The organism is uncultured Helicobacter sp. (genome assembly GCF_947367035.1).
GTDB lineage: Bacteria > Campylobacterota > Campylobacteria > Campylobacterales > Helicobacteraceae > Helicobacter_D.
The window spans coordinates 1-17,711 of sequence record NZ_CANBCA010000031.1; the positions used below are offsets into that span (position 1 = coordinate 1).

Annotated in this window: 14 protein-coding genes and 1 pseudogene; 4 read left to right on the forward strand and 11 right to left on the reverse strand. The window is 35.3% G+C overall.

Going from position 1 to position 17,711, the window contains the following annotated elements:
- The 11 genes and pseudogenes from Q0Y61_RS08415 to Q0Y61_RS08465 form a co-directional block, all read right to left on the reverse strand.
- On the reverse strand, nucleotides 1–1,157 hold a 1,157-nt coding region (locus Q0Y61_RS08415; protein WP_297814165.1), incomplete at its 3' end, for a hypothetical protein.
- Nucleotides 1,158–1,199: 42 nt separating this feature from the next.
- Nucleotides 1,200–1,880 carry a nucleotidyltransferase family protein gene (locus tag Q0Y61_RS08420; protein ID WP_297814166.1) on the reverse strand — a complete coding sequence of 227 codons (681 nt, stop codon included), beginning with the start codon at nucleotides 1,878–1,880 and terminating at the stop codon, nucleotides 1,200–1,202.
- Nucleotides 1,880–2,479: a D-sedoheptulose 7-phosphate isomerase gene (locus tag Q0Y61_RS08425; protein WP_297814167.1), complete on the reverse strand. Its 600-nt coding sequence runs from the start codon at nucleotides 2,477–2,479 to the stop codon at nucleotides 1,880–1,882. Before Q0Y61_RS08425 ends, Q0Y61_RS08420 begins: the two co-directional genes overlap by 1 nt.
- On the reverse strand, nucleotides 2,467–3,486 hold the full coding sequence (locus tag Q0Y61_RS08430) for a dehydrogenase (RefSeq protein WP_297814168.1): 1,020 nt from the start codon (nucleotides 3,484–3,486) through the stop codon (nucleotides 2,467–2,469). Before Q0Y61_RS08430 ends, Q0Y61_RS08425 begins: the two co-directional genes overlap by 13 nt.
- 9 nt (nucleotides 3,487–3,495) lie before the next feature.
- Nucleotides 3,496–3,948: a hypothetical protein gene (locus tag Q0Y61_RS08435; RefSeq protein WP_297814169.1), complete on the reverse strand. Its 453-nt coding sequence runs from the start codon at nucleotides 3,946–3,948 to the stop codon at nucleotides 3,496–3,498.
- A 9-nt stretch (nucleotides 3,949–3,957) separates the two neighbouring features.
- Entirely contained in the window at nucleotides 3,958–4,893 is a 936-nt protein-coding gene (locus Q0Y61_RS08440) for an NAD-dependent epimerase/dehydratase (RefSeq protein WP_297814170.1), read from the reverse strand.
- 18 nt (nucleotides 4,894–4,911) lie between these two features.
- Nucleotides 4,912–5,966, reverse strand: a pseudogene (locus Q0Y61_RS08445) (GDP-mannose 4,6-dehydratase).
- A gap of 19 nt (nucleotides 5,967–5,985) precedes the next feature.
- On the reverse strand, nucleotides 5,986–7,044 hold the full coding sequence (locus Q0Y61_RS08450; RefSeq protein WP_297814178.1) for a GDP-L-fucose synthase: 1,059 nt from the start codon (nucleotides 7,042–7,044) through the stop codon (nucleotides 5,986–5,988).
- 96 nt (nucleotides 7,045–7,140) lie between these two features.
- Nucleotides 7,141–8,196, reverse strand: coding sequence for a GDP-L-fucose synthase (locus Q0Y61_RS08455; protein WP_297814171.1), 1,056 nt, complete (start codon nucleotides 8,194–8,196; stop codon nucleotides 7,141–7,143).
- Nucleotides 8,197–8,739: a dTDP-4-dehydrorhamnose 3,5-epimerase family protein gene (locus Q0Y61_RS08460; RefSeq protein ID WP_297814172.1), complete on the reverse strand. Its 543-nt coding sequence runs from the start codon at nucleotides 8,737–8,739 to the stop codon at nucleotides 8,197–8,199. It abuts the gene before it with no gap.
- 90 nt (nucleotides 8,740–8,829) lie between these two features.
- Nucleotides 8,830–12,240 (reverse strand): CDP-glycerol glycerophosphotransferase family protein, encoded by a 3,411-nt coding sequence (locus Q0Y61_RS08465; protein ID WP_297814173.1) that lies wholly within the window; start codon nucleotides 12,238–12,240, stop codon nucleotides 8,830–8,832.
- Nucleotides 12,241–12,776: 536 nt separating this feature from the next.
- Here Q0Y61_RS08465 and glf point away from each other — a divergent pair.
- The 4 genes from glf to Q0Y61_RS08485 form a co-directional block, all read left to right on the forward strand.
- Nucleotides 12,777–13,886: a UDP-galactopyranose mutase gene (gene glf, locus Q0Y61_RS08470; protein WP_297814174.1), complete on the forward strand. Its 1,110-nt coding sequence runs from the start codon at nucleotides 12,777–12,779 to the stop codon at nucleotides 13,884–13,886.
- Nucleotides 13,883–15,187: a glycosyltransferase gene (locus Q0Y61_RS08475; RefSeq protein ID WP_297814175.1), complete on the forward strand. Its 1,305-nt coding sequence runs from the start codon at nucleotides 13,883–13,885 to the stop codon at nucleotides 15,185–15,187. The genes glf and Q0Y61_RS08475 overlap by 4 nt, the downstream gene beginning before the upstream one ends.
- Nucleotides 15,188–15,195: 8 nt before the next feature.
- Nucleotides 15,196–17,199, forward strand: a complete 2,004-nt coding sequence (locus tag Q0Y61_RS08480) for a glycosyltransferase family 29 protein (protein WP_297814176.1) — start codon at nucleotides 15,196–15,198, stop codon at nucleotides 17,197–17,199.
- Nucleotides 17,192–17,711 (forward strand): hypothetical protein (locus Q0Y61_RS08485; protein WP_297814177.1); only part of this gene is annotated, 520 nt, incomplete at its 3' end. The genes Q0Y61_RS08480 and Q0Y61_RS08485, both read left to right, overlap by 8 nt.

Below are 17,711 nucleotides of genomic sequence, written 5' to 3' on the forward strand. Positions count from 1 at the left end.
TGCTTGTAGTCTGCATAGGATTCTAAAGGAGGAAGTTTTAATTTAGGATTCTTTGCTATTTTTGCTTGATAGTCTGCAATCTCTTTTTTGTGTGCTTCTTTGATATAAGATAAAACATAAGGCATTCTTATATATCCCCAAAGACTTTTAGAGTTTAGAATCAAAGCTTGCCCTAGTTTGTAGGCTAGGTGGGAGTGGATACGAGAAATAGAATTTTGAGGCTTTGGATTTCTTTCTTTAATCTTTAACTCCGCCCTAGCTTTCAACTCTTGATATTCATTGACAAAAGTATAAATATGTGAAGTGTTATGCGCTCCCCTTTTTCCGCCTTTTAACACTTGATTGTTAAAGAAATTTGTCTCTTTTGCATTACTTGGGAGATAGATTTTATTCCTACGCACAAGCAGAGCGTGTGCATTGTCTGCCCTTTCATAATAAAAAGTGCGCGGGAAAGATGCACCCTTATACTTTTTGATTAAAATACTCCAAATCGCTTGGTCATGAGAATTTCTCACAAACTCCTTTTTGTTGGGAAGTTTTGAGGGTTCATCGGTTACAAAATCATAATGTTTATCAAAAATTTCCATCCATTCAGAGATGATTTTAAAAGTCTTTTTGCTTTTCTTTAAAAAAATCATTCCGCTGCCAAATTGCCCAGAGTTTAAAAATTCCTCATTATTAGTTAAATCAAAATATGCCAGAGTATCGCCCTTTTGCCATTTCTTTTCTGCTTCATCAAACTGCAACCCTACAATTTCTTTTTGATTGGTCTTTTCTAACATCTCTATTAGCTCCTCTCTCTTAGAAGCGCAAAACTCCATACCAATATCCAAGAAAACGAGTAAATCTCCTTCTTTGATTTGCTCTAATGCCATTAAAATCACTTTGGGCTTCCAGCACCAATACCCAAAACCACGAGAATAAGAAAGTCCATTCAATTTTTTAGAATAACCTGTGTTATAGTGAAAAACTTCACCATTTTTTGAATCCACATAAAATTTATCCCTAAATTTCTCTTTAAAAACAAGCGGCAAAGAACATTCACTATAAATAAAAATATCCTCAAAAATATTCATTTCTTCAGCTTCTTGCTTGAATCTACAAGCACTAATTCCAAGCCTTGTGTCTGCAAAGCTGACCAAATAAACTTTTTGCATTTTTTTCCTTATTAATTTAAAAAATATAATGAATAAAATTTATTAAAAATCTTGCATTTTTATTTTTGCTAGCTCATAATCCTCTGGAATCCCAATATCAATAAAAAAATCTTCAAAGACTCTTGCGCTAACTTTTAATTCCTTGAAATGATTTTGCAAAAAAGATTCAAAAGAAAATTTATTTTCCAAAGAAAAACCATCAAACAACCTCTTATCTATCAAATACACACCACCATTAATCAAACCCTCTTGCCTAAACTCTTTCTCTTTAAAGGCTTCAATGCGTCCCTTTTGATTGATTTCTACACAACCATATCTCTCAAAGTTTTTCATCTTTTTTAACCCTAAGCAAATCTTGCTTCCCTCCTCAAGCTTTAAATTACTTAGGCAGACATCAAAATAAGTATCTCCATTAAGCACAAAAAGAGGATTCCTATTTGCTAACTCCAAAGCCTGTTTTATCGCTCCACCTGTGCCCAAAGGCTCTTTTTCAATGCTATATAAAATCTCCAAACCCAAAAAGTTATCTTGGAAATATTCTTGGATAACCTCATAACGATAAGAAACGCTAAGAATCACACTGCAAATCCCTTGATGTTTGAGGTATCTTAAAATATATTCCAAAAAGGGTTTTTCGCCAATGGGAGCCATAGGCTTTGGAATCTCTTTAATGACTGCTTTAATCCTCGTCCCAAATCCTCCTGCCAATACGATTGCTTGCATTAGTTTGCAAATCCTTTGCCAAAGAGTTGCTCCTCTACAATGGCGCAGAGAATATGTCCGATGAGAATATGGGATTCTTGAATGCGCGGTGTCGTATTTGATGGCACTTTAATACAAATATCGCAAAGCTCTTGCATAGCTCCTCCACTTTCCCCGCTCAATCCCACACTAAAAATTCCCTTATTTTTGCAAACCTTTAAGGCTTCTAAGATATTTTTGCTATTCCCACTTGTAGAGATTCCAACAAACAAATCTCCTTTGACGCCATTTGCTTCTAGTTGCCTTGCAAAAATCTTTTCATAGCCATAATCATTCCCTATGGCAGTAAGTATGCTAGTATCTGTCGTCAATGCGATAGAGGGAATCCCCGGTCTATCAAAATAAAATCTACTCACAAATTCTCCAGCAATATGTTGCGCATCTGCTGCGCTTCCGCCATTTCCTGCTATAAGGGTTTTATTTCCATTTTTATAAACTTCTATACATTTTAATCCCGCCTGCTTGATTTGTTGCAATAAAGATTCATTACCCAAAATTTTTTGTTTTGTTGTAATGGAATCTGCGATTTGATTTTCTACATAGACTTCTAAACTATCCAAGATTTTGCTCCCTCTTTAGTAAAATTAAACTCTTCAACATAACCCTGCTCTTGATTTAGCAGTTTAATTAATTCGTATTTCTTAGCAGGATCTATCATAAAAAACATAAACCCACCTGCCCCAGCCCCGCTTGTTTTACCGCTATAAGCTCCATTATCAATAGCCAAATTGTAGATTCTGTCTAGCTCATCATTACTGACAATTTCAGAAATAATTTTCTTGCTTTGCCAAGACTTACCTAAAATCTTAGCTAGAGATTTAAAATCCCCTTTAAGTAAGGCTTCTTTCATATTGCTTGCGTCTTGTTTAATAGCGTGCATTGCCGCGAGAGATTTTTCATCTCCAAGTTTTTCCTTTTTATGCTCCTCTATATCTTTTGCTTCTCGCGTGATGTTTGTAAAATAAAGCACAATTTGTTCTTCTAATTCACTCATAATCCAATTTTTTATCCGCAAAGGATTGACAATCACGCGTTTATCGGCGTAAAACTCCATAAAGTTAAACCCACCAAAAGTTGCAGCATATTGGTCTTGCGCTCCGCCAACAATCCCCAAATCCTCTCTTTCTATTTCATAGGCAAGTTTAGCAATGTCGTATTCTCCTAGCGGTAAATGCAGCCATTCCACAAAAGCCTTGATAATACCTACTACCAAAGTAGAGCTTCCTCCAAGCCCGCTCCCACTTGGCACATCAGAATAAGTTGTAAGCTCAAAACTTAGCGGTTTATGGATAAAATCTTTCACAAGGCGATTGTAAATGCTTTTATAAATATCCATTTCCCCATCAATCTCTAAAACTTCTGCACTCTTATATTCACTTCTTGCATTTGTATCGGGAGAAACAAATGCAATTCTGCTATTATCTGTAACCTTAAGTGTGCAATGAATATATTTTGAAATCGTCGCATTCAGCACAAATCCTGTGTATTTATCACAATACAGATTAATATCTGTCCCTCCTCCTGCAAGCCCAAGCCTCAAAGGTGTCATACTTCTAATAGTTTTCATTCTGCTCCTTTACACCCAATCAAGAAAAATATTATTGATAAAGAAATTTAAATAAATATTCGGCTCAAAACTCATCACTCTTGCTCCACAATACAACATCAAATCACTAATCAAGCCAGCGTGCACTCCACAATCAATGCAAAGAGGCTTCAAATGCCCCCCCCCCCCGCAGGATTCTGAAGCCAACATTTCATAAAAAATATCGTAATATTTAGGCGGAACTTTTGCGTTTTTTAACATCAAATTTAGTTTTCCGAGCCCTAAAGGGTCGCATATTGCAGCAATCAATCCCTCTAGGCTTTCAAGTGTTTTACTCCTAAACTCCAACTTCTCCTGATTTGCCACCGCGTCGATTAAAGCGTTAAGTTCTAAAATGGGTGCTTTGCTTTGCTGATGATTTTCTATTTGGTGCAACAGCTTGTTTAAAGATTCTTGCATTTTAAAAATCTGCTCTTTTTGCATTTTCTCTCCTTATACATTTGCAAAATTGCTAACTTTCATCATCTTAAATCCCCTCAAAAGCTCTAAGATTCCGCTATCTAAAGAATTATCTGCACTCCAACCTGTTGCCTCTAACTTCGCATTATTCACAAGATAATCCCTCTTATCTGGGTCTTCTCCAATCTGCGCACTATGGATATAAAGCTCTGGCACATATTCTTTGATTTTTTCCGCTAATTGCCTTTTGGTGAGATTTGCGCTACTCAATCCCATATTATAGGCTTCGCCTTTCATCTTGTCGTAATTTTTAATTGCGTGCAAAAATCCTTTCACAACATCACGCACATGGATATAATTTCTTCTGAAATGCTCCTCAAATAGCACCAAAAATCTATCCTTATAAGCCCGATAGGTAAAATCATTCACAAACAAATCAAGCCTCATTCTAGGAGAGACTCCAAACACCGTTGCAAGGCGAAAAGTTACCGCATTGCCTTTATCAAGTAGATATTGTTCTGCCTCTACTTTATCTTTACCATACTCTGAAATCGGATTAAGCGGCGAATTTTCATCACACTTTGCGTCTTTATCTCCGATTCCATAGCCGCTATTGGTATTAGGAAAAATAAACATTTGAGAATCTGAAGCCATATCTGCTAAATTTTTAATTTGCTCAAAATTTACCATTCTAGCAAGCTTGGGGCTTCTTTTGCACAAAGGCGCGCCCACTAAAGCAGCCAAAGGTATAATAATGTCCGCCTTTTTAACTTCATTTGCAAGCAAATCTTTATTCAAAACGTCTCCTAAGACAAATTCAAAGTTTGCATTATGCGCCAAACTTAAAAGTGGCGTTTGATTGAAAAACAAGTTATCCACTACACTTACTTTATATCCCTTATCCAACAAAGTTGGCACTAAAAGAGAACCGATATATCCTGCTCCACCTGTAACCAAAATTTTTTCCATTCTTTCCTCTCAATCGTTTTACCGATTGAGAGGAATCCTGCCTTTCTTGATTTCATCTCTCCAATGTTGGAGCAAGTCTTTAAACATCTGTCTAGCTGGAATTTCTGGTTTCCAATCGATAAAACTTTTTATTTTTGTGTTGTCAAACATTTGATAATTCGCGTCAATTGGACGCAATCTATGCGCATCTTCTACTACTAAAATCCCCCCCCCCCCGCAGAATTTGCTGCGGAAAATGTGCTAAAGCTTAAAAGAATCTCAATCACTTCAGGCAATTTAAATGCTTCTTCTCCTGCAATATTAAAAGCTTCTCCGCAAGGCACTTTGCCCTTTTGGCTCTCTAAGCTAAGAAGATAATACGCCCGAATCGCATCTCTACAATCTTGAAAAGTGCGTGTGCTTTCAAGATTCCCCACCTTGATAATTGGCTCTTGGTATCCCGCTTCAATCAGCGCAATCTGCTTTGCCACCGTGCTTTCAAAAAACACATCACTGCGTCTTGGACCGCTATGCGTCCCCATACGCGTTACAAAAGTGCGGATTCCATACGCCTCACCATAGAATCGCCCCAAATAATCTGTGCCAATCTTGCTAATGCTATAAGGAGAAGCCCCGTGGAATGGAGTATTCTCATTCAGTCTTACTCCAACAGGTGCGCGCCCATACACTTCACTAGAGGAGCAAATATGCACAACAGGGTCGTAACCTTCCTTTTGTTTTAAGATTCGGATATTTTCTAGGATATTTGCTGTGCCAATAATATTTGTCTGCAAAGTTTCAAGCGGAATATCAAAGGAAGTCTTAGGGAAGCTTTGCGCCGCTAGGTGAAAGATAAAATCAGGCTTTTTGCTCTCAAAAAGCTTTTGCAAACTAGAATAATCATTCAAATCCGCATAAAAAACACTGATTCTATCCTTTTTGTTAATCCTATCGCTTAGATGATAGGTATTATCCATACTCTCTTGCCAACGCATTAAACCAATAATCTCATAATCGGTATTCTCTAGCAAGAAATCCGCCATTTGCGAACCAACTTGCCCGGTAAATCCTGTGATAAGCACTTGTTTTTTCATTAATTTTCCTTAAAAATCATCATTGTCTGATTGCATTTTGCTTCAAATACCAATCATAAAGCATTGAGATTCCAGATTCTAAGCTGATTTGATACTTCCACCCGAAACTCTCCAACCTAGAACAATCGGGTAATTTTCTGAATGTCCCATCGGGCTTAGAAGTATCAAAGAAAAATTCACCCTTAAAGCCGACAATCTTTGCAATCAGTTCTGCTAACTCTCTGATAGAAACATCACTTCCATAACCTATATTGATATGTGTATTTTTGATTTCTTTTTCATTATTGTGTAAATCCTTAAAATCCACATTTTCCATTACAAATACACAAGCGTCTGCCATATCTGTATTGTGTAAAAACTCTCGCCTTGGATTCCCGCTTCCCCAAATCTCCACTTTATTTTCAAAGATTCCAAATCTTGCGCAATATTCTTTTGCTTGATTGAAGTTTGCAACATTTACAGCCGCAATCAGTGCTTGTTCTTTATTCTCACTCAAAAGCTTTGCTAAGTGCATTTTGCGGATAAATGCAGGCAAAACATGGCAATTTTCTAAATTAAAATTATCGTTTGCACCATAAATTCCTGTGGGCATTACACTGATGAAATTCGTGCCATATTGGAGATTATAAGCCTCACACATCTTAAGTCCTGCGATTTTTGCGATTGCATAAGGCTCATTGGTATATTCTAGCTCACTTGTGAGCAGATACTCCTCTTTGATAGGCTGGGGAGAATTTTTGGGATAAATACAAGTCGTGCCTAAAAATAAAAGCTTTTGAACTCCGCTTAAATAGGCACTATGGATTACATTATTTTGAATCATCAAGTTTTCATAAATAAAATTTGCTCGGTAAGTATTGTTTGCGATAATCCCACCCACTCTTGCAGCACACAAGAAGACATATTCGGGCTTTTCTTTTATGAAAAACTCTTCTACTTCCTTTTGTCTTGTTAAATCCAATTCTTTGTGCGTTCTTAAAACAAAGTTTTGATAACCTTTTTGTTTAAGATTTTCAAGGATTGCACTGCCTGTCAAACCCTTATGCCCTGCGATATAAATCTTAGAATCTTTACGCACAGCACACCTCCAAAACAAAAGCAGGCTTAAAATCTCTAAAACGAGCATTTGCGATTCCAACTTTTGCTTTACAAGCCGACAAAGGAAACTTTTCACCTAAAGCCCCCCCCCCCCGCACTCTTTATACCATTGATACATCATTGTAATTCCTTGTTGAAGTTGTATTTTGGGATTCCACCCTAAGCTTTTGATTTTAGAAATGTCCATTAATCTATCCATTGTGCTATCGGGCTTTTCTGTATTGAATCTCAATTCGCCCTTAAAACCTACAATTTCTTTTATCATCAACGCCACTTCTTTAATCGTATAATCCACGCCTGTGCCGACATTAATATGCGTGTTTTTGACAAATTTTCCACCCTTATGCAAGTCTTTAAAATCCACATTTTGCATTATAAAGATACTTGCATCGGCTAAATCAAAGCTATGCAAAAACTCACGCCTTACTTTGCCGCTTCCCCAAATCTCCACGCTTGCCTTTGAGATTCCAAACTTTTGGCAAAACTCCTCTGCTTCTTGTAATCTTTTCACTCCTATATCCTCACAAAGTGCCTTTTGCTCCCCTAGCTCCAAAAGCCTAGCCAAGTGAAACTTGCGCAACAATGCAGGCAAAACTCTTGATTTGGCAAAATCAAAATTCGCCCTTGTGCCATAAAGATTATTGAGTGCCAAACACAAAAAATTCGTGCCATATTGGAGATTATACGATTCGCAAAGCAATGCGCCTGCAACCTTTGCCACCCCAAAGGAAGTCGCTCCCCATTCAAGCTCACCATTAAAAAGATATTCTTCTTTTAAAGGATTCTTTGCATTTTCTGGATACATATAGCCTGAACCATAGCAAATAAGCTTTTTGACGCTATTTAAATAAGAACTATGGATAATGTTATTTTGTATCATTGTATTAACATACAAAAAATCCGCCCTCTGCGCGACATTTGCCGCTCCACAAGGTAACACCGCACACAAAAACACATACTCTGGTTTTTCTTGTTTAAAAAACTCCTCCACTGCCTCTTGATTGCTCAAATCAAGCTCTTGATGTGTTCTTGTGATGAGATTCTTAAAGCCTCTTTGCTCCAAAACCTCCACTAAAGCACTTCCCGCCGTGCCTCTATGCCCCGCGATATAAATCTTAGAATCTTTTTGCATTTAGTTTCCTTTTGCCGCTAGAATGTCTCTCTGCGACAAAATAGGATTCTTGACTTTCCAATCTACACCAATTCTCTCATCATTCCACGCGTAAGTAAATTGGTCAGGTGCATCTAAATATTCGCCCTCATAGGCAAGCTTGTAATAATACACTGCTTCTTTAGATAAAACGCAATGTGCATTTCCCATATTGGGTGGAAGCAAAATGAGTTTTTGATTCTGTGGAGAAATCTCCCAACTCTCCCACTTTAGATAAGTTGGGCTATCCTTTCTGCAATCCACCACTACTTGCTGAATCTCTCCATACACACAAGTTACAAGCTTGTAAGTTTTAATATCTCCGTGGATTCCACGCAAAACATTCAAATGAGAATTGATGAATTTATCATGTTTAAATTGCAAACCTTTTGGCACAAGATTCCCTAAATGCTCCTGCGTAAAACCAGTCCAAATCTCGCCTCTTAAATCTTTAAACTTATTGGGTGTGATAATATAAACACCCTTTATTTTTGTGCTTTCTTGAATGTCAAATTCCATTGCCACTTTAACTCCTTAATATGTTTTAATCTTGACACGCACTCCGTCATTGCGAGAATTGCTTGCGATTCGTGGCAATCCACCTATTATTTGAAATCATTTCCTTTTCTCCCTCAACTCTTTCTTTAGCTTACGCACTTCTTGGAAAAAGGCAAGGTAGGCAAATATTCGCCCCCCCCCCGCAGAAGTGGCAGTAGCTTGGATACTTGCGGCTTTAATGAGTTCGTTTTGGAATAAGAATAAATCCAAATCCAAGTCTTTTTTGTCAATATTGTAAGTGTTTTTCAACTCATTATAGACTTCTTTAAGTTTTACTTTATCCCCCAAATACGCATAGATTCTAAGTTTAAGATAAGCAAACTCTAGCAAATCTTGCGCTGGGATTGTCTCTCTTAAATCCTCTAATCTTGCAATCACTTCCTTAGCATCTAGGATTTCAATGTAATTCTTAATGATTTCAAATTTTGTTTTATTAGAAAGTGCAAGTTTGCGCTCAATCCCTTGTGCTTTGATAAACTCCAAAGCCTCTTTAGAGGTTTGATTAAATCTTGAAGCTAAGAGGTAATCAAAAAGGATTTCCTCACTTAAGCCGTCATTAACTTTATCAACCCTTGATTCTGCAATGAAATCTTTAAAGTCTGCAGGATTATGGATTGCTTCGTCATTCGTTTTACTCATTCCTCGCAATGACGCGGTGGTTAATTCTCCCAAATGCTCTAGCACAAACCTAAATCTTTCACTTGCTTCTTTATAGCACTTCGCGTTCAAGGCATTTTGTGCAAGGTTTAGGACATAATCTAGCGTCCATTTTCTCTCGTAGGGTTTATCTAGTTCCAAAATTGCTTGATAAATTCGCTCACAACATTTTCCATCTCTAAACTCAAAGGTATTTTCTATGTTGGATTTATAAGGCTCTCCTACTTTGCAATCGTTTTTTAGCAAAACCTCAAGCTCTTGCAATAAATCCTCTTCAGTGGTAACGACAGGACCAAAGCCATCTTTGCGGTAGTCAAATCTCTTTTCTACTGGGTGATGACCCATTAATTTCTTTTCTTCATTAAATTGATAATAAATCGTTGGTTTTTGAATATAAGCCATTGTAAAATTAATGCTTGAATGATCGGTAATGAGCAGATCACATTCTTGAAAAAAAGTTTGCAAAGATTTTCCATCATCTCTATTGATTACATTAATGTATTTTGGCATATCAAAATACCCAAAATAACCTCTCATTTGAAAATGAGGAATCAATATAATCTCATAGTTATAGTATTCACAAAGCTCTTTCAACCTTTCGTCTTGCCAAAAAGAATTCCAAGCCTTAAAATAATCTGATTGTAAGAATTTATAGACATCTTTATTGGATTCCATTCTTTGCTTACCGCTTCCAGAACCTCTTAAATAAAGCCTCCAAGTTGGCATAATCAATATTTTTTTAGTATTCTTTTTGTTTCCTTTCAACAAAGAATCATATCTTGCAAACCCCGTCAGCTTTACTTCTTTGTATCCTATCTTATATCTAGTATAATTAGCGGCAATATATCTATACTCCAAGCCACAGCTAGCAGTTAATAGCTTGATTGGATTACCATTAAACCAAGCTGCGCAGTTGTTTGCAATAGTTTCACCGTGTTCCAATTCCACATAATCAATATAGGGTCGTTTGTGAATATGTTGCATTATATCGGCGTCTAAATGCGAACAAATAAATTTATCACAATTTTGTAAAATATCCGAAAACTCTGCTCCACCAAAATCTACAAGACTAAACTTGTCTCGTTTAAGCCTGTCCCAATCATCACAATTTTTATCTAAAACATAAATTACATTTTGTTCTGGATAATTTTTTGAAATATAACGATAAAGGCGTTCAGCATTATCATCAGCCTCATTGCTTCTATCGGCAAATAACCATAAATTGCCATTTGGTCGGAGTTTCTCAAAATGATTCCGCAAATACTCAACCACTAAACTATCTTGTCCTTTTTCATTGAAAATAATCCAAGATCTCTGCCCTCTAACAAAAATTTCTAACTTCTTGGCATTCTTTGGAATACGCACCCATAAACGCTTCTCATAGTAAAACGCTCTATCTAAAAAATCATTTTGCACAATTTTTTCGTAATCCGCATAGACTTCTTTCCCGTCAAACCTTATGGATTCTATATCTTTATCATCAGGAGTGAAGTATTTAATTAAAATTTGCTCTTTTTTTACATCAAATCCATCAATATAGGCGTTTTGAAGGGGTGGATATTCGTTTTTAAAACAATTTAAGATTCCAACTTTAAAATCAAAACCAAAATAAGGTTGTTTTAAGATAGTCTGCACATCAATAAAAGTAAAAATTTTTTTTAAAACTTCCATATATGATTCTATTGTTTCATTAGATACAACATCGTTTGGATAATTTACAAAAGGTCTTGTTTGAAAATAAATTTCAGCCAACACATTTGTAATCACAAGAGGTGTAACTTCGCCTAACTTTTGCTTATATCTTTCAAGTATTTCTAAACAACCTATGGTAGAGACTTTAAGCGCACCATCAACTTTTGTTCTAGCACCATCAAGAGTGCTGGTAGCATCACTTCTCTTTCTGTTGAAAAATTTAGCACTTTTTACCAATGCCATTTTTGCTTCTTGTGTTACCAAAAGATAAGAGAGATAGAATTTAGCATCTTCAAACACAGGTCTGCAATCCTCATCAAAAAGTAATCTTTCCTTTGCTAAAATGTCAAGGTAGAAAAAGCACCTTATACTTATACTTATACTTATACTTATACTTATACTTATACTTATACTTATACTTATAAGTTGCACCTCTTTGATAAATTGATTCTTTGCGAAATGAACATCTTGATAAGACTTGAGCGACTCTTGATACAAAATAGGGTAAGTGCAAACTAGCTTTATATTGTTGCTTTTATTTTCCTCCAAAACTTTATCCACTTCATAGAAATAATCTCTATCCAAGAAATCATCTGGGTCGGTAAAGGTTACCCAAATGGGCTTATTGCTAGGATTATAGATTCTTTCGTCTGCCCAGCGTCCTTGCGAGGAAGTGGTAATTCCTGCATTTGCCTCATCAAGATAGCCTAGTTTCTCTTGCAGCCACTTTATTCCTAGATTCCTTGCACTTGCTTGCCCGCCGTTCTCTTTATGGAGATAGACGATATTCTTTGGAAATCTCTTTTGATATTTTTGGATAATCTCTGCGCTCCCATCAGTGCTGCCGTCATCTACGCAGATAATAGTAATATTGTTTTTGAAATCTAATCTTTGCTTGAGGATAGAGTTAAAATAATCGTCCAAATATTTTTCTACATTATACACTGCGGAGATAATGTAATATTCTGCAAAAGCGTGATTTTTCTTAGGTTTTAGGGTTTTTAGTTGATTTTGAATCGGGACAATGCGTTTATCTAGCGCGTCTTTAAAAAACGCTTGGGGATTATTTTGTAGTTTTCTTAATTTTTTGGGACTTAAAAATGGCTTTAATATATTCATTAGATACCCTATTTATTTACTATTGAAAATAAGACTTTTCAATACAAATATTTTCTTTATGTTGGAAATGGATTTGTGCTAGGAATGCTTTATTTAGAGGCTATCTAAAAGGTTATTTAGGAATCGCAAAGCCTATTATAGCTCGCAAAAAGATTTGGATTAATAAGAAAAAGCTGCACTTCGTGTGTTTTAATAGAAAGATTGAAACTTAAATTTTGGGATTTTGAAGTATAATTTCGCAGGGTGTTTGCCACAGGTCTCACACCCTGCGGCAAAATCTATGCCCCAAAAGGAGCAAAGATGAAAGTCGTCAAATTCATCTTGTGCGCAATTATACTGCTTTGTATAATTGTTGTCAAGGCTTATTAGCTTAAGCCTAGCCCTGCTTTGCAGGGTTTAAGATGAATTGCAACCTGTGATTCTCCCTTAAATCATTTGGTGTGTAATTTTAAGAATTTATAATGTATAATGGCAGATTTGAAAAGTCTTATTTTCAATACAGAGTTAATTTAAAGTCGTAATTTAAGGTAAAAGTTGTGTTTGATTATTGTATCGCAGGAAGTGGGTTGTTTGGAAGTATTTTTGCCTATGAAGCCTCTAAGAGGGGCAAAAAATGCCTAATTGTAGAAAAACGCGATTCTATCGGCGGAAACTGCTACACCAAAACACAAGAAAACATTAATGTTCATCTCTATGGCGCGCATATTTTTCGCACCTCCTCCAAAGCAATTTGGGACTATGTGCGGCAATTTGCGGACTTTAATCACTTCATCAACTCTCCGCTTGCAAACTACAAAGGCGAGATTTACAATCTACCCTTTAATATGAACACCTTTTGCAAGCTTTGGAATATCTCCACACCTAAACAAGCCCGAGACATTATAGAATCCCAAAGAAAATCCGCCCTCAAAAACCTAAAAGGTGAGCCAAAAAACCTAGAGGAACAAGCCCTCTCCCTCGTAGGCTCTGATGTGTATGAAAAATTCATCAAAGGCTACACCCAAAAGCAATGGGGGAGAGAATGCAAGGATTTGCCCGCCTCCATTATCCGCAGGATTCCTGTGCGATTAACCTATGATAATAATTACTTCAATGACCCTTATCAAGGAATCCCAAAGGGTGGCTACACTCCAATTTTTCAAAAGCTTTTGTCCCAATGTGAAGTGCGTTTGAATACTGACTTTTTGGCTCATCAAGAGGAGTTGAAAAGCCAAGCCAAAAAGGTGCTTTTCACAGGGGCGATAGATTCCTACTTCGGCTACAAACTCGGTGCATTGGAGTATAGAAGCCTGCATTTTACGCACGAGACTTTAGAAATTCCAAACTATCAAGGCGTAGCAGTGGTAAATTTCACAGACGAACAGACGCCTTACACGCGGATTATTGAACACAAGCACTTTGAGTTTGGCACACAAGAGCGAACGATTATTTCCAAAGAATATCCCCAAGATTGGGATAAGAGTAAAGAGCCTTACTATCCCATTAACGATGACAAAAATCAAGCACTTTTTGCAAAATATCAAGAGCTTGCTAAGTCAGAGGCTAATGTTTTGTTTGGCGGACGACTTGGGGAATATAAATATTATGATATGCAAGATGTGATTTATGCTGCTTTGGAGCTTGTTAAGAGAGAGTTTGCGCAATGAATCCTAAAGTCTCTATTGTCATTCCCTCTTTAAACTCCATACGCTACATAGAAGAATGCCTCCAAAGTGTGCTAAATCAGACTTTGCAAGAGATTGAGATTCTATGCGTTGATGCAAATTCCACCGATGGCACTTTGGAATATTTAAAAGAGCTAGAATCCAAAGACAAAAGGCTTAAGGTTCTCCTCTCACAGAAAAAATCCTATGGACACCAAATGAATCTTGGTATCAAAGCAGCTCAAGGCGAGTATCTCGGAATCGTAGAAAGTGATGATTATATCCAACCTACAATGTATGCGGAGCTTTACAGAATCGCAAAAGAGAAAGAATGCGATGTGGTAAAGGGGGATATGCTAGAGTTTATAGATAAAAATGGAGAGAGGATATTCACGCACACGCGTTTGATAAATTGGACTAAATGTCTTTATCATAAGAATTTAAATGCAAAAGATATGAGAGTTTTTACTCAAAGTGGCATTATGAATCCAAGCGGGATTTTCAAGCTTTCGTTTTTAAAGGAAAATCAAATCTACCATAATGAAAGCTTGGGAGCGGCTTATCAAGATACAGGATTTTGGTTTTTTGCCCATTTGTTTGCACAAAAAATGTTTTTTGTCAATCAAGCATTTTATTGTTATAGGCAAGACAATGAAAGCTCATCGGTGAATAATATTTCTTTAGAGAAAGCCTTAAATCTAAGCAAAGAATATGATTTCATTCGCAAAAAACTTGAGGAATATCCTAATTTTAAAAACCTAATTCCTCTTGTGAGTTATTTGCGCTTTGGTGGGCATAATTGGATTTTAGGGCGCATTATGGACGCATACAAATTACCTTTCCTCCAAAGAATCCAAAGTGAGTTTTTAGAGCTAGAAGCAAAAGGTGAGTTGGATTGGAAGTTTTTTGATACATTCCAAAGAGCCAAACTCCAAAGAATCCTAAAAGACCCGCAAGAGTTTTATGAAAATGTCTGCTTAAAGCCTAAAGGTGCAGTAGAGAGGGTGAAAAATCAGCTTTCTTATAAATTGGGAGCTGAAATTTTAAAAACAAAAAATCCGATGAGAATATTTATTTTAACTTTTAAGCTAAAAAATCTCACAAACCATTGGGGACAACTAGAATCCAAAACCTTAAATTTAGATGATTTTAGTGATTATTACGAGGGACTTAAAACTTGCAAACATCTTTCCTATTCTCTTGGATTCACTTTTTTAAAGGCTTATACAAATTGGTATAAGGGAGAAATTTTACTGCTACCTTTTAAGTTTTATAGAGTTTATAGACAATTTAAAGAAAATTAAGGACATAAATGGAAGTTTTGCTGTCAATCATCGTGCCTTGTTATAATGTAAGTGCATATATTGATGATTCTTTCAAGTCTTTAATTTCACAAAAAGATATAAAAAATTTTGAAATACTTTTTATTGATGATTGTTCAACAGATGATACTCCACTAATAATCCAACAATTAATTTCAAAAACAAATGCACCACATATCCATTTCCAGCTAATTAAAAATTCAATCAATGGCGGCTATGGCAAAGCAGTTAATTTGGGTATAAATAAAGCAAATGGTAAATATATTTGTATCTTTGAACCAGATGATATTTTGCCAAGCAAATATTATAGTATTCTATTACAACAAATTCAAAAAAATTCTTTGCAAGCTTGCTTTTATGATACTTATATAGAAACTAGAAATGGAATAAAAAACAATGTAGTTAATTTATATAATCCATATTATGCAAAAAACACATTGGACATATTAACAGAACAAGAAATACAAGATAGGTTAGCTTTGGGAAATTGTGGAATTTGTCTTGGCATATATTTGAGAGATTTTTTAATGACTCAAAATATCAAGTTAAATGAAAACAGCAAGGGATACGAAGATATTGCTTTTATTGCTTTATTATTTTCACAAATTAAAAAAGTAAAAATTATTCCCGGTGGTGGGTATAGGTATCGGAGAGATAATATCTCTCAAAGCGTCTTAAACTATTCTAACTTCCATAAAATCCTAATTGTTACGAAATATGTCCTAGAGCAAGTGCAGAAAAATCAAAGATATGCTGCTATTTTGGGCTTCTTACTAACTCATTTAAAAACTTATCACGATAAAGCTATGTTAAGCAAACAGAATTTTCTAGTTTCTAATATTAAAGAAATTGCTAGAGAAATCATAGAAAAATACGGAATAAAATGCAATCACAGAGTTTTAAGATTTATCAAATCTTTACAGAAAGAATTTAATTTGAAAAATATATCTGCTGAAGTTGTTGATAACTATTACCCGATTCATTATGCAAAAACTTTACCACTTTCAGACTATTTAAAAGAAGATTTTTCCATATTGTATAGTTATGCTCACCTTAAATTTTACCTTGCAACCAACGAAATGAGTGTATTTGACAGCAATATAAACGATATACAAAACGACATCTTGACTTTTTCAAATATACCAGAAAGTGAAAAGGATTTAGAGTTCATTGATTTTATACAATATTTTTTACTACATACATCTTATAGCGTTCTATCAAAAAACTCTATAATAAATAACGATATTTTTTTATTGGCAAGACAGATGAACATTATTCCTTCTGTAACTCCCTATATACATCAAGCAAATTTTTCACTATTCTTAGGCGTTGAAAAATTTGAAGAAATGAGCAACTTTAACGATTTTGCCATAATCAAAGCCTATTATGCTTTATTGGAAAGTCATACCAAATCTTTTGTAAAATATCTTAGACAAAAAAGTATAGCCATCGTAGGCAATAGCCCTTGCGAACTTGGTAAAAATAAAGGAATGGAAATTGACTCACACGATGTCGTTATCCGCTTCAATAACTTTTCCATTGATGAAAAATATATTAATGACTATGGTAAAAAAACAAATGTGTGGGCTTTAACACCTGCACTCAATTCTATTATGGAAAGAGAGAATATATCATTTGATTTTGTTTTATGTGCTCATACCAATAGAAAAACACTAATGAATCGGTTTAATATACTAAAAAATTGGATATTTTCTGGGGCTAATGTGGCACAAATTCCCTGTATTGATATTTTAATTAAATACGATATAAGAGTAATGTCAATGGGACTAATCGTGGCATTATGGATATTAGAAAACATAGACTTCAAAAAAATGAATTTATATGGTTTTTCACTTAAAGAACAAGAACAAGGTGTTACCCACTATTTTGAAGGAGACCCCTCAAAAGGAAAAATCTTGCCAATACATAAATGGGACCAAGAATCTCAAATATTAGCATCAATAAAACAAGTATTAAAGGAAAAATATGCTTAAACACTATGTCCATTGCCATCAATCTTTTGATTTATTAAAAGGAGGAAGCGTTGGTTATATCTCATCTTTATTTCAAGGCTTTACAGAGAATAATCCTTTATTCCAAATACAAGAAGATTTACAATGTTGCTTTTTATTTCCTAATATTGCGACACACGAAAGATTAGAAAATGAAGATTTAGGGCTTGTTTTAGATGCTAGACTACAATATACACAATGCAATAATGAAATAAGCACAAAAACCTCTTTAGACTTGCTTGAAAAAAGACAAAGATTGTTTAGAGAAATTTTACCAATAACAGAATATTCAAAATTAGACCCCAAGCATATTAGTTCAATCCATATTCACGGAGCTTATAATTTCTTTCCTGTTTATAATAGTCTTACAAAAATGGGTATAGAATCAAGAGTAGTCAAAATTTTAACTACACACAATCCCTATCAACCCACAATGGAAGATATGTATTTATTAAACAGGGCTAGACCATTAGATGAAAATACTAACAAATTGA